Origin of the sequence: Citrobacter braakii, from assembly GCF_002075345.1 — a bacterium.
Classification (GTDB): domain Bacteria; phylum Pseudomonadota; class Gammaproteobacteria; order Enterobacterales; family Enterobacteriaceae; genus Citrobacter; species Citrobacter braakii.
On the sequence record NZ_NAEW01000004.1, the window covers coordinates 350,192 to 363,912 of the forward strand.

At 47.6% G+C, this 13,721-nt stretch carries 11 protein-coding genes and 1 tRNA gene; 2 read left to right on the forward strand and 10 right to left on the reverse strand.

Annotated elements, in window-relative coordinates:
- Positions 1 to 197: 197 nt before the first annotated feature.
- A complete protein-coding gene (locus tag BZK42_RS11510; protein ID WP_046274927.1) occupies positions 198 to 725 on the reverse strand; it encodes a Vi polysaccharide biosynthesis protein TviA in 528 nt (175 codons plus the stop codon).
- A 1,383-nt stretch (positions 726 to 2,108) separates the two neighbouring features.
- Positions 2,109 to 2,675, reverse strand: a complete 567-nt coding sequence (locus BZK42_RS11515; protein ID WP_080859186.1) for a recombinase family protein — start codon at positions 2,673 to 2,675, stop codon at positions 2,109 to 2,111.
- Between the two features lie 511 nt (positions 2,676 to 3,186).
- Here BZK42_RS11515 and BZK42_RS11520 point away from each other — a divergent pair.
- A complete protein-coding gene (locus BZK42_RS11520; RefSeq protein ID WP_080859187.1) occupies positions 3,187 to 4,386 on the forward strand; it encodes a DUF4236 domain-containing protein in 1,200 nt (399 codons plus the stop codon).
- 21 nt (positions 4,387 to 4,407) lie between these two features.
- On the opposite strand, the gene BZK42_RS11525 is transcribed toward BZK42_RS11520, so the two are convergent.
- From BZK42_RS11525 to actS, 5 genes are all read right to left on the reverse strand, one after another.
- Positions 4,408 to 4,698 (reverse strand): helix-turn-helix domain-containing protein, encoded by a 291-nt coding sequence (locus BZK42_RS11525; protein ID WP_080859188.1) that lies wholly within the window; start codon positions 4,696 to 4,698, stop codon positions 4,408 to 4,410.
- Positions 4,699 to 5,435: 737 nt separating this feature from the next.
- Positions 5,436 to 5,750, reverse strand: a complete 315-nt coding sequence (locus BZK42_RS11530) for a hypothetical protein (RefSeq protein ID WP_080859189.1) — start codon at positions 5,748 to 5,750, stop codon at positions 5,436 to 5,438.
- Between the two features lie 17 nt (positions 5,751 to 5,767).
- Positions 5,768 to 7,318, reverse strand: coding sequence for a site-specific integrase (locus BZK42_RS11535; protein ID WP_080859190.1), 1,551 nt, complete (start codon positions 7,316 to 7,318; stop codon positions 5,768 to 5,770).
- A gap of 109 nt (positions 7,319 to 7,427) precedes the next feature.
- Positions 7,428 to 7,501 (reverse strand) — tRNA-Gly (locus BZK42_RS11540).
- Between the two features lie 79 nt (positions 7,502 to 7,580).
- Positions 7,581 to 8,339: an amidase activator ActS gene (actS, locus tag BZK42_RS11545; protein ID WP_016157411.1), complete on the reverse strand. Its 759-nt coding sequence runs from the start codon at positions 8,337 to 8,339 to the stop codon at positions 7,581 to 7,583.
- Between the two features lie 166 nt (positions 8,340 to 8,505).
- Here actS and idi point away from each other — a divergent pair, with 166 nt between their 5' ends.
- Positions 8,506 to 9,054 (forward strand): isopentenyl-diphosphate Delta-isomerase, encoded by a 549-nt coding sequence (idi, locus tag BZK42_RS11550; protein ID WP_080859191.1) that lies wholly within the window; start codon positions 8,506 to 8,508, stop codon positions 9,052 to 9,054.
- Positions 9,055 to 9,139: 85 nt separating this feature from the next.
- Here idi and lysS read toward each other — a convergent pair whose 3' ends face one another.
- The 3 genes from lysS to recJ form a co-directional block, all read right to left on the reverse strand.
- Entirely contained in the window at positions 9,140 to 10,657 is a 1,518-nt protein-coding gene (gene lysS / locus BZK42_RS11555; protein WP_005123357.1) for a lysine--tRNA ligase, read from the reverse strand.
- Between the two features lie 9 nt (positions 10,658 to 10,666).
- A protein-coding gene (gene prfB / locus BZK42_RS11560) for a peptide chain release factor 2 (protein WP_100250065.1) occupies positions 10,667 to 11,765 on the reverse strand; the annotation gives its coding sequence in 2 pieces (ribosomal slippage) (positions 10,667 to 11,689 and positions 11,691 to 11,765; 1,098 coding nt in all).
- 217 nt (positions 11,766 to 11,982) lie between these two features.
- Positions 11,983 to 13,716, reverse strand: a complete 1,734-nt coding sequence (gene recJ, locus BZK42_RS11565; RefSeq protein ID WP_016157413.1) for a single-stranded-DNA-specific exonuclease RecJ — start codon at positions 13,714 to 13,716, stop codon at positions 11,983 to 11,985.
- Between the last annotated feature and the right edge of the window lie 5 nt (positions 13,717 to 13,721).

Consider the following 13,721-nt stretch of genomic DNA (forward strand, 5'->3'; position numbering starts at 1 on the left):
AACGCTACCGCCCCTGACGTTCTTAGTCAGCGTATCTATTCTTATCGAAATCACGACAGTTTCTAGTCTAAGCAAGGCTAGAAATTTTATATTTCCTAATTTTAGTTAAATGGAAGTCGTATGCAGTATCCGTTCTAAAACAACAATTAAAGATCGGATCTTTAATTGTAATTCTTAATGAGAAAACGCATAGCATTTTATTCTGGCAATAGAAGATATCGAGGGTCTCGCACGCCAAATTTAAGGGCGATCTCTTTTCTCCAACGATACAATGTTGACGGCGAGTTCATAAATCTATCCTGAAGCTCCTCCATACCGCTTTCGGTTAAGAAGTACTTCATCTTCATGATATCTTTGTTGCTAATCTTAAAGTTACATTCCCTTCGCCCTGCCGTTATCTTGTCACCATTTCGTCGATATAGGCTTATTTTCTTAATCATCTCCGACACAGATGTTGAGGTATCGAAAACAGCAATAACATTTTTGATATTATCCAGCCAAAAAAGAGCCAAAGGCATCAACCGTGAGCTGGAAATGATGATTATGATTTTATTGATATTTTTATTCCGTGAGAAAAAAACCAAGGTGCTACGTAAGCTATATTGATTAAGATTCACGAATAAATAATTTCTTTCGTTTGTAATCAGTGACATTTCATCAATAACACTAGCGACACCACCCCCAAAATAAATATCATTAGGTGGCCAGAAATGTTGATACTTCATGAAGCCTCCATAACCTCAAAAAACTCTATTTCATCCATGGAAAGGTAAGTGTGTACTTTTAAGCACACCGACCCTCTAAAAAATACCTAACAATCGAGTAATTGATTTTATTAATATTGCTAAATACATGAGATGAACTTTTACACAACAAGGATGTGATATCAACCCCTCGCCATTCATAGCTAAAAGCTATCAATCACTCATTCTTAGATTTGAATTACTAATGGATACCGGCATTTCAATACGATTATTGGTTGTATTATTAGCACCACCTGTGAAACCGCACTTTCATCTTTTATTCAAAATGAGAAAATTCTCAAAACACAATGAAACATTTTCTTACAAATTACCAGCATACATACTGGGGTTAAAGGTAGCCTGACTGAATTGTCACCCATATATCTACCTTTAAATTCGTAGCTATACCGTGTGAGATTTTAATCAGTACAACTGAAGTCTATCTAACTATATTTGCTATATTTTTCAACAACAATGCCAGAATATACACAAGGCTAACGAGCCCCCCGGCATAGCAAGCATTCAAAATGGTACAAAGTACTAAACTAACTCGTATATTTTTGTGTATCTACATAATTTCGTGACCGGATAATGAGAACAAAACTAGTCACCTTAAGAAATTATTACTAATGATAAAACTACTGAAGATATTTTTAACAAAATAGATGTCCACCATGTTTATCCAGGTAAGATCCTACCAAGTCTAAACCATTTAAAACCTGTTACTACCGATTAGAGAAAATTGACCTACAAAAAGAATACATTACTTATTTATGAAGAATGACCAATCTTATATCGTGTTCAAAAAAGATAACTATTGAATTATAATCTAACAATTAACTACGTGACCTATATTAGCGTTGATATATTTTCAGACAGACAATCAAACATACTCCTTAAAATTTCTTAAATAAATTCAATTGATTGATAGTTGATTTTTTGTACCACGGGAGAAATGCGATATTTAAGACACCAGTATCGCGAATTGAAAGGATTAACCAGCATATACAAAGCTCTACTATCCGAGAGCGTCAAAGATTTCTCTTTGGCCCCTGTGGATAGTTAGTTTCATATGAGGTATCTGAGGTATCTCCCGCCAGGGGAGCCTATCGTCTCCCACAATCGCTTTAGCCTGCATAGTCGTGCATTGAGTCCGTATGACCGTTAAACAAAGAAACACATTGAGATTACGAAGAATAATTGAATCAGGAGAGTCTGTGAGAAGTAAGTCGTGGAGCGGGCGAAGGGAATCGAAGTATCGAAGACAATCGGTCACTAACCATTTGATTCTTAAGCACCAAGGAATCCCTTGGGTTACATAGTAGGTTACAGTTTACTTGGTGATGTGTCTACGTGTTCTATTCCTCATTTATGCCAATGGCGCTTCACAGTGCGAACAGAGATGCCCAGATGATCGGCAGCCTGAGCCTGAGAAAGTCCCATAGCCTTACACTGTTGAACGCTCTCGGTTGTCTCAGTGGCTTCAGGTCGCCCCAGCTTAACGCCCTCCGCTTTCAGGCGATCAAGGGATTCCTGAGTACGCTCCCTGATTCTGTTCTTCTCAAATTCAGCAAAGACGGAGAACATTCCTAACATCATTTTGCCTTCAGGCTTGCTGAGATCAGGGACAGGTAAATCGAGGCTAATAACTTTCACGCCCATAGACCCTAAGCGTTCTACGGTAGATAACACATCGATAGCATCACGACCTAAGCGGTCAATCTTAAGAACAATCAGTTCATCCCCCGCTTCCAGTTTGTCCACCAGCTTACTGAACTCCTTACGGCTTGCTGTAGGAATCCCCCCTGAAATGGTCTCGCTAACTACACGACTGGTTGATACATCGTAGCCACGCAGACGGATAGCACTGAGTTGGTTCTCTGTCGTCTGTTCGCTGGTGGATACACGGCAATATATAAACTGTCTGGTCATGATGAACTCTTTAGGTGACATTTAAAGTGGGGACATCATAGTAATGGTGACAATTAATATCAACCACTACTTTATGACACCATAGAATGACCCTTAGCCTTAGTGACATCTAACGGATGTTTGTTGGCACCAAAAGGAATAGGCAGGCTTAATATCAGGAAATAAAGGTAGCCATGGAGACCACCTTAGGGCATACGGGGAATTCAGGAAGAGAGCGACTTTCATGGTATCCACACAGAAATTTTTGACAATTTTTCATAAGCGTCAACTGTCATCACAATACTCACTGCATGTTAGATTTGCTCATCATCAACATATTTTCTATGGAAATTAAATCAGTTGAATGTGAAAATCGCTTACGAAGAAGCGCGCTCGCCACTGTATTTACCTGAAGCAATAAACAATGACGATAAGCCAGTACGTGGGACGGGCTAAGGATTAGGCTTCTGTATCTGATTGATGTTAAGGAAAATTCTAACTTTGGTACGCATAACTATACAGGGAATACTTTATGCCTCTCCGCTTCAGACAAACCTTTACTCTTTTCCCCGGCGTTCGCCTCAACATTGGTAAGCGAGGAATAAGCGCGAGCATCGGTGTACCGGGTGCAACTGTCAATATTGGTCAAAGAGGAATCAGAGCGACAGTAGGATTACCTGGTTCTGGTTTGTCATATACAACACCGACCTTACCATACGAAGACAAGCACTCAGCTACCAATCTACTGAATCCGTCTTCTTCAGAGCCTCATTTTGATTTACCAGAGGCAGTGCCAAGCAACATTCCATCAAACGCTAAGATTTATATGCCCCAAGCTGGGATGAATGAAATTTCCAGCGCCTCGGTTGAAGTTCTGACAAGTACATCGCTTTTACCGCTGCGGGATTTGATCGCCAAAGCCCGAGAACAAAAGGCAGAGGTAAAAGCCGATTTACAAGAAGCACTCGCTGAAGAATCAAAACAAAAGAGCGAATTGGTTCGACGTAAATCAAGTCTCTTCCGCTGGTTTTACAAGCGCCGAATTGCAGAACTTGAAACTGAACTTCCTCAAACCCAAGCAGAAATTTCTCGCCTGGTATCTTGGGAGGACAACACTAAAATTGCTATCACCTTCGAAAGCAGTGATGCCTCACAGCGGGCTTATGCCTCAATGGTCCGTACATTCGACGCATTAAGATCGAGCATAAAAAAATGGGATATTACTGCGGATAAGGCTACAGACCAGTTTGCCGAAAGGACGTTAGCCACGAGGTCTGTTAATCGCCACCCTGTTACTTTCGATTTCAGTTCAACTGACCTCATTCAGTTTACAGGGCGTGCATTGCGGTTTGAAAACGTCAATGGTGACGACATCTTGCTTTATCCGGGTGTTGCTGTCATACCACGCCCCGATGGGGCATTCGCATTAATTGACTTACGGGAATTACAAATTACTGCAGAACATCGAGGATTCCATGAGGAAGATGGTGTTCCAAGTGATTGCAGGGTCGCTGGACATACATGGGCTAAAACGAATAAGAATGGCTCACCAGACCGTAGATTTAAAGACAACTATCAAATCCCCATATGTATTTATGGGAATATTACTTTTCAGTCTCAAACTGGAGTGACTGAAGAATACATGGTGTCGAATGCCGATGCAGCCGTAGCCTTCGCAGAAGCAGTCAAACGCTATCAGGTTTCGCTCACTGAGTCAGAGGCTTTGGTATGAGTTTAACTCTTACATTTTCCATTAACCTATTTGCGGAAGTGCCTTAAGAACAATAATAACCCGACTATCTAACATTTGGTCTGGGACAATTCGATTCTTCTGGTCACGCTTACCACAAGCGCTATTGATTATAAACTCACCATCATAGCGCTCACTCATATAGCTTTGGATTGCACCATCACGGCGCTGATATACACGTTCAAACCCTACAGACTCAATGATACCATTAGCACGGAGGGTGATATAAAGTTGTTCACGAGTCAGGCCAACAGCTTTGGCTACCTGAACAAAAGTCATTGCTTGAATAGACATAATTGATTCTCCTTCTATGAAAGTGTCTTTTCATCTGCTCCGAAAGGGCAAAGGCCAACCAGTCAGCGGATTTATGACCTCGCCAACAGACAAATAGACACGTTAATAAAGACTGGATTAAGATGATTTAAGTGATGCTTTCGGGCATCGATTGGGAGTCGTTAATCATAATCTCTCAAAAGCATGAGTCACCGACAACAGTAGGGATACTAATAAGATTAATAATGAATATCTTTATGAATTAATTACTTGTGTAAGTATAGTCGTATCCGATACCTGAGCGTATATCGACAATTCAATAGTGACATGGCTGTCCGGGGCATCGCTGCCATCCCTCATATCTGGCTGACTAAGCTCAGACGGGGAATCACTGAGTACCTTTTGGTCTGGCACTAACCTTTCTATTGATTAACATGGGTACCACCCCATGCTGTCACCAGATAGACCATTTCGATCACCCCTTCGGGCACTGGCAAAGATATACGCTGCAAGCCTCAGTATCCTTAAGGCCGGGCTCGGATGCCCTAAGGGAAAGCACTAAGCTCTCCCTATAGTGTCGGGTATTAAAATCGTACTAAGCCCAATGGTGATGACAATTGTTTCACTTATTGAGACTGGATTCGATTTCACATAGTTCCCTATAGTGTCCAGTATCAAAATCACCCTATTCCCGATAGTGATGACAATTAATACATCTCCCTATAGTGATTGGTATCAATTATTTTTAAACTCACTGACTATTTTTTACTATTGATACATTGATAAGTCACAGAATCAATACCTTCAATCGAACCGCCATTTTCCATGTATGAACCATCATCCAATGCTCTTGCAGTATCAAACTCCCATCCCTGACATATCACACTCGCTCTTGCCTGAGAGTCCTCTCCAAATTTCGGACTCCACCATATCGGAGTGGAAGAAGTATAATGATAGGCCATAGTTACCGTGCCTTCTGACTTATTCGCATCAGCGGTATACATTGAAGGATTCATATTGCACCCAGATAAAGCAAACACAGACGCTGTAATAAAAGCAATTTTGATATTCATTTCATCACCATTAACATTTAATTAAATAGAACTTTTTTTAGTATATTTTCCAAAGTCTCGACTTCGACATCCTTCGCGTATCTGTCATAGGTTATTGACCCTGAGCTATGACCAAGGACTGCCTGAGCGTATGCCAGTTCAACGCCTTTCTGCTTTAACTGAGTGGCAACTGTATGTCTAAACGAGTGGAACGCTAATCCCTCACGGTCAGCGATTACCTTGGGTAGCAGTGTTCTGTTAAACCACTTGCTGACTTGTTCACCGTAACCATTCTTCATCAAGCGAAGACCATCAAAGACCATCGCTGAATCGCCACCAGAAGCGCCCCTACGATCTTCTACGAGGCTCATGAAGTCAGCCAATACAAATCCATAGGCACCATCAACAAGCGGCACAGAACGCTCGCTGTGTGGGTTCTTGATGGACTTGCCATCCAGACCAGATTCATTGATATGGATATAGACCGCTCCGTTCTCAGTGGTCTTGATATCGCTCGCCTGTAGCTGTGCCACCTCATTAAGCCGAGCACCAGTGATAGCAGCAATAACAGGCACAAAGTAGTGGTAGGGTTTGCCCGATGGTTTCTCAGCGTACGTCTTTGCGGCATCAATAAGCTGACCTACCTGAGTCGCTGAAAACGCCCTACGAGCGTCTGACGCTTTACGTGAAGGAGTCTTGAGTTCAAGCCCTTCGGTGAGATTCCTCTCAAGGAGACCATTACGGACAGCCCATTTGAAGACAGCAGACATCTTGACCAAGTATTTATTATTGATGGTCACGACATCCATACAATCAGACTTATCAAGGCGAGCCAGCAGGTCAGACAATGTGGCATCTTTGAAACGTTGCTTACGATTCTTTGGGATTTGCTGGAGAACATCACGGACAGCGATCATATCTGCTCGTGTGGCATTGGTGAGGTCATTCAGGCCAAGGTGATTGAAGATTTCAATGAGGGTTGAATGAGATGCCCTATTCTCAGATAGGGTTGCTGGCTTCCAGTTCTGTATGTTCTCTCTTTCGTATTGCTCAATGAGATCACTAAGGATTATAGGATTGCTGGTGGATGACAATACAGATTGACGGTCACACACAGTCAAATGCGAATCATTATCAATATAGTCAAGTAGCGGCCTATTGTTCCCTTCAATCCTCGCTATACATGCCTTGAGGACCCCCATTGCTTCCTCAATGTAGCGGTGCTGGTCGATGGTCAAAGGTTCGCTGGCTACAGCATCAGACAGGTGTTGACCAAGTTCGGCGTACTGGTCTTTATACAAATCTCTCATATCAGTCTGGAACAGGTCTGAACGTCCCATAGACAGTTCCCACTCAGCGATGTCCCTGAGGTGTTCCCTCATATCCTCGTAGGTCATATCAGGGTTATCAGCATGGATGACCTTGAGTGCCGCTTTGATTTGCCGTGAGTGTGACATAGCCGTTCTTCGGTCTCGAGTATGCAAGGATAGTGAGATCATTTTATGACGGTTTTTCAACCGGAAATAATAGATACCGTTTCGCTGGTAAAGATAAACATTTGTCGAGTGAATAGTATTGCTTTGAATCATGCTTGTAAGCCCATAAGGGTTACACAGTAGGTTACAGTCAGCTACTGTAAGGAGGCGTTACGCCGTGTCCTCAAGGGATTCAATGAGATAGGTACTGAAAGAATGGTCGTGGAGCGGGCGAAGGGAATCGAACCCTCGTATAGAGCTTGGGAAGCTCTCGTTCTACCATTGAACTACGCCCGCATTGGAGTGCGTAAGGGATTATAAACCTTACGCTCTTCTTGGCAAGGGACTAACTGACTGATTGGCGATTAATTCACCGTCAGCATTTTGGCTTACTGCCCTGCGGTGGCAAATAACGCAGCGGATCGATAGCCGTCGCCCGATAGCGGATCTGGAAATGCAGCCGCACCGTGGTCGCATCTGAGCTGCCCATCGTCGCGATCTTCTGCCCGGCTTTCACGTTTTGACCGTTGTTCACCAACATGGTGTCATTATGCGCATACGCAGTGATGTAGTCCTCACTGTGCTTAATCATAATGAGATTACCGTAACCCCGCAGCTGATTACCGACATAAACCACCTTCCCGGCTCCGGCGGCATAAATCGGCGTACCACGCGCAGCTGAGATATCAATGCCTTTATTGCCGCCGTCCGCGGTTGAATAAGGCAGAATCACTTTACCGCTGGCAGGCCACTGCCAGCAGCGCTGCCCTACCGGAGGCCAGGAGGATTGCGGTACGGACGAAGATGGTCTGACCGCCGCCGTTTTGGTTGAGGATTTCGTCGTTGTTTTGCCAGAGCCTGAACTGGTTTTCGCGCCGCCGCTGACCTTCAGCTTTTGCCCCACTTCAATGGTATAGGGCGGTGAAATATTATTCAGGCGTGCAAGCTCTTTTACGCTGGTCCCGGTGGCGCGCGAAATACGGTATAGCGTATCTCCCCGCTTCACGGTATACACGGAGCCGGAATAACTTCCTGTATCAGACGACTTGCTCCCGGAACAGCCTGCTAACAGCAGACCGACACACAGCAGCATCGCGATACTCAGGCCATTTTTCTTCAGGCGTCCTGCACTCAAAACAATACCTCGCAACATTTTCAGACGCTTTATCATAGCAGCCAGAAACCGGATGCCAAATCATATCGCGCAACGAAGCGTCGACTCTGGCATTTCACACCCTCTGTTAATCATTCTGACTTAATAGAGCATATAATGTGAATGCTTAAGATTGATGGTGGACGCTATGCGACAGGAACATGTCATTTTATTGAATGAGCAGGGCCAGCCCTGTGGAACACTGGAAAAGTATGCGGCGCATACCGCCACAACCCCCCTGCACTCTGCTTTCTCATGCTGGATATTTAACGAGCAGGGTCAACTGCTGGTCACCCGCCGTTCGCTGCACAAAAAAGCCTGGCCAGGCGTCTGGACCAACTCTGTCTGCGGTCACCCGCAATTGGGTGAAAGCACCGAAGCCGCTATTATCCGCCGGGCTTGCTTCGAGCTGGGTGCAGATATCGACTCGCTCAGCCCCGTGTATGCTGATTTTCGTTATTGCGCCACGGATCCGAGTGGAATAGTGGAAAACGAAGTATGCCCGGTTTATGCCGCACATATCGTCAGTGAGCTACAGCTAAACCCAGATGAAGTGATGGATTCCCAGTGGAGCAATCTTGAGGATGTATTGAGCGGGATTGACGCGACGCCGTGGGCTTTTAGCCCGTGGATGGTAATGCAGGTTTCTGACGTTAAGGCGCGAGAGTTACTGCGTAAGGTTGCCAACGGGAATTGATTGCCTGACGGGGCTACGCTTATCAGGCCTACATAACGCATCGTAGGCCTGATAAGGCATCAGCCGCCATCCGGCATTTCACATATTATTTAACCGGGCGCATTGCCGGGAACAGGATTACGTCGCGGATAGTATGGCTGTTTGTGAACAGCATAACCATACGGTCGATACCAATGCCCAGGCCCGCAGTCGGCGGCAGACCGTGTTCCAGAGCGGTAACATAGTCTTCGTCGTAGAACATCGCTTCGTCGTCACCTGCATCTTTGGCGTTAACCTGATCCTGGAAACGCTGCGCCTGATCTTCTGCATCGTTCAGCTCGCTGAAGCCGTTACCGATTTCACGTCCGCCAATGAAGAATTCGAAGCGATCGGTGATTTCCGGATTTTCATCATTACGACGCGCCAGCGGAGAAACTTCTGCCGGGTACTCGGTAATGAAGGTCGGTTGAATCAGGTGCGCTTCTGCAACTTCTTCAAAGATTTCGGTCACGATACGGCCCAGACCCCAGCTCTTCTCAACTTTGATACCGATAGATTCCGCAATCGCTTTTGCAGAATCGAAGTTATCCAGATCGGCCATGTTGGTTTCCGGACGGTATTTCTGAATCGCTTCGCGCATCGTCAGTTTTTCGAACGGCTTACCAAAGTCAAAGACTTCTTCGCCGTAAGGCACTTCAGTCGTTCCCAGAACATTCTGCGCCAGCGTACGGAACAGCGATTCGGTCAGTTCGATCAGATCTTTGTAGTCCGCATAAGCCATGTAGAGTTCCATCATGGTGAACTCTGGATTATGGCGAACAGAGATGCCTTCGTTACGGAAGTTACGGTTAATTTCGAATACGCGTTCGAAACCGCCAACCACCAGGCGCTTGAGGTACAGTTCCGGCGCGATACGCAGGTACATGTCCAGATCCAGCGCGTTATGATGGGTGATAAACGGACGCGCTGCCGCCCCGCCAGGGATCACCTGCATCATCGGGGTTTCTACTTCCATAAAGCCACGACCAACCATGAACTGGCGGATACCAGCCATAATCTGTGAACGCACTTTAAAGGTATTACGGGATTCATCGTTAGAGATGAGGTCCAGGTAGCGTTGACGATAGCGCGCTTCCTGATCCTGCAGACCGTGGAATTTATCCGGCAATGGGCGCAACGCTTTCGTCAGCAGACGCAGCTCGGTGCAGTGGATAGACAGCTCACCGGTCTTGGTCTTGAACAACTTACCTTTCGCGCCGAGGATATCGCCCAGATCCCATTTTTTGAACTGCTCGTTGTAGACGCCTTCCGGCAGATCGTCGCGAGCAACGTACAGCTGAATACGGCCGCCAACATCCTGCAGCGTAACGAATGATGCTTTACCCATAATACGGCGGGTCATCATACGGCCAGCAACGGATACCTCAATGTTCAGCGCTTCCAGCTCTTCGTTTTCTTTCGCGTCGAAGTCAGCATGCAGTTGGTCTGAGGTATGATCGCGACGGAAATCGTTCGGGAAGGGGATCCCCTGCTCGCGCAGGCTCGCCAGCTTCTCACGGCGCGTTTTCAGTTCATTGTTAAGGTCGGCTACCGCGTCAGCGCCCTGTACGTGTTGTTCAGACATGTTGGTTCCTCATAACCCTGCTTTCAAACTTGCTTCGATAAATTGATCCAGGCTGCCATCCAGCACCGCCTGCGTGTTGCGGGTTTCAACCCCGGTACGCAGATCTTTGATGCGGGAGTCATCAAGGACATAAGAACGAATCTGGCTACCCCAGCCGATATCTGATTTAGTATCTTCCATCGCCTGTTTCTCGGCATTCTTCTTCTGCATTTCCAGTTCATAAAGCTTCGCTTTCATCTGCTTCATGGCCTGGTCTTTGTTCTTGTGCTGGGAACGGTCGTTCTGACACTGCGTCACAATCCCGGTCGGGATGTGGGTGATACGCACCGCAGATTCGGTACGGTTAACGTGCTGACCGCCCGCACCAGAAGCGCGGTAAACGTCAATACGCAGGTCCGCCGGGTTGATATCGATATCAATATCATCGTCAACTTCCGGGTAGACAAACGCAGAGCTGAACGACGTATGGCGACGACCGCCGGAGTCGAATGGGCTTTTACGCACCAGGCGATGTACACCGGTTTCGGTACGCAACCAACCGTAAGCATATTCGCCAGCAATTCTGATGGTCACGGATTTAATACCCGCCACTTCACCTTCAGATTCTTCAATAATTTCAGTCTTAAAGCCGCGCGCTTCAGCCCAACGCAGGTACATACGCATCAGCATGCTTGCCCAGTCCTGTGCTTCCGTACCGCCTGAGCCAGCCTGAATATCGAGATAGCAATCTGCGCTATCATATTCACCGGAGAACATACGACGGAATTCCAGCTGGGCCAGCTTATCTTCCAGCGTATCAAGTTCTGCTACGGCTTCGTTAAAGGTTTCTTCGTCGTCGGCTTCTACAGCCAGTTCCAGCAGGCCGGAGACATCTTCCAGGCCCTGGCTCATCTGATCAAGCGTATCAACGATGGCCTCAAGGGAGGAACGCTCTTTACCCAGCGCCTGCGCGCGTTCGGGTTCGTTCCATACGTCCGGCTGTTCCAGCTCGGCGTTTACTTCTTCCAGACGCTCTTTCTTGGCATCATAGTCAAAGATACCCCCTAAGAACGTTAGAGCGCTCCGTGAGGTCCTGAATGCGGTTATTTACCGGATTAATTTCAAACATTGTCTGATTTCTTTTATTGGACTAGTCAAAATGCGGTTATAAGAGCGGGATTGTAACTAATCCACACCCTTTTTTATAGCGAATATACACATCATCCTTCAAGCTGCCTCTTTGTTGGCTGCGCGATTTCGCCCCAGTCACGTACTACTCATACGCTCATGGAGACTCATCCACTTGCCGCCTCAATGCAGCTTGAATGATTTTGTGTAAAGTGACGCTAAAGTGGCCAGATATTATCGATTATAATCTGCAGGCTGCGGTTGCCGCGAAACTCATTAATATCCAGTTTGTAGGCAAGCTGAACTTCGCGAACACCGTTATCCGGCCAGCAGGTGGTATCAACGTTAAACGCAATACCGTCCAGCAACGGTCCACCACCGACGGGCTCCACCATCACCTTCAGATGACGCTCACCGACCAGACGCTGCTGGAGCAGACGGAAATGCCCGTCAAACAGCGGTTCCGGGAACATTTGTCCCCACGGTCCGGCATCACGCAGCATTTGCGCGACCTCCATGGTCATCTCCGCCGCGCTCAGAGCACCGTCTGACACCACTTCGCCCTGCAGTAAGGCGGGGTCCAGCCACTCGGTTACCAGTTCGCCGAAACGCTGCTGGAAACGCTCAAACTGCGCCTCTTCCAGCGACAAACCCGCCGCCATAGCGTGACCGCCAAACTTGAGGATCATACCTGGATGAAGAGTGTCCAGCCGCTCCAGCGCATCGCGCATGTGCAGCCCCTGAATCGAGCGCCCGGAGCCTTTCAGCGTACCGTCACCGGCCGGGGCAAACGCAATTACCGGACGGTGAAAGCGCTCTTTAATACGCGATGCCAGAATCCCCACCACTCCTTGATGCCACTCGGGATGGTACATCGCCAGACCGCCCGGTAGCGTATCGCTACTGCGCTCCAGCTTTTCACACAGAGTCAGCGCTTCCGCCTGCATACCCTGCTCGATCTCTTTGCGCGTCTGGTTGAGTGCGTCCAGCTCATTGGCCAGCACGCGTGCTTCACCAATGTTGTCGCACAGCAACAGCGCCACGCCAACGGACATATCGTCCAGACGCCCCGCTGCATTCAGCCGTGGTCCGAGGGCAAAACCTAAATCACTGGCAGCCAATTTGAGTGGGTCGCGATTGGAAATCTCCAGCAGCGCTTTTATACCAGGGCGGCACTTTCCGGCACGAATACGGCTTAAGCCTTGCCACGTCAGAATGCGGTTATTGGCATCCAGCGGGACCACGTCGGCCACCGTGCCAAGCGCAACCAGATCGAGCAAATCCGCCAGGTTCGGCGGCGCAATTCCTCGTTCATCAAACCAGCCTTTGTCACGCAGGAAGGTGCGCAGCGCCAGCATCAGATAGAAGGCCACGCCAACGCCAGCCAGCGATTTAGACGGGAATTCACAATCGTGCAGGTTAGGATTGATGATCGCTTCAGCGCCCGGCAGCGTGTCCCCTGGCAGATGGTGATCGGTCACAACGACCGGGATCCCCAGCGTTCTGGCATGTTCAACACCCGCGTGGGACGAGATGCCGTTGTCGACGGTGACAATCAGTTGAGCGCCACGGGCATGGGCCTGATCAACGACTTCCGGGCTTAAGCCATAACCATCTTCAAAACGATTAGGCACCAGGTAGTCCACGTTACTGCAGCCCAACGCGCGCATCGCCAGAATGCTGAGCGCGGTGCTGGTCGCGCCATCGGCGTCAAAATCGCCGACCACGATGATTCGGGTTCCTTCGCGAAAAGCGTTATAGAGGATTTCAACCGCTTTTTCGACACCGTTCAAATGCTGCCACGGCAGCATGCCTTTCACACTACGCTCAAGCTCCTGCGCGCTGCGCACGCCACGGCTGGCGTATAAACGGCGCAGCAATGGCGGCAAGTCGGCAGGTAGCTCGGCGGTCTCGTCGGCTTCACGCCGACGAAGTTGTATCTGTTGTTTCACGCGAA

Coding starts and splice junctions, on each gene's coding strand:
- BZK42_RS11530 (WP_080859189.1), bottom strand. CDS start 5,750: ATGAATATCAAAATTGCTTTTATTACAGCGTCTGTGTTTGCTTTATCT.
- lysS (WP_005123357.1), bottom strand. CDS start 10,657: ATGTCTGAACAACACGTACAGGGCGCTGACGCGGTAGCCGACCTTAAC.
- BZK42_RS11525 (WP_080859188.1), bottom strand. CDS start 4,698: ATGTCTATTCAAGCAATGACTTTTGTTCAGGTAGCCAAAGCTGTTGGC.
- BZK42_RS11510 (WP_046274927.1), bottom strand. CDS start 725: ATGAAGTATCAACATTTCTGGCCACCTAATGATATTTATTTTGGGGGT.
- idi (WP_080859191.1), top strand. CDS start 8,506: ATGCGACAGGAACATGTCATTTTATTGAATGAGCAGGGCCAGCCCTGT.
- BZK42_RS11535 (WP_080859190.1), bottom strand. CDS start 7,318: ATGATTCAAAGCAATACTATTCACTCGACAAATGTTTATCTTTACCAG.
- BZK42_RS11520 (WP_080859187.1), top strand. CDS start 3,187: ATGCCTCTCCGCTTCAGACAAACCTTTACTCTTTTCCCCGGCGTTCGC.
- BZK42_RS11515 (WP_080859186.1), bottom strand. CDS start 2,675: ATGACCAGACAGTTTATATATTGCCGTGTATCCACCAGCGAACAGACG.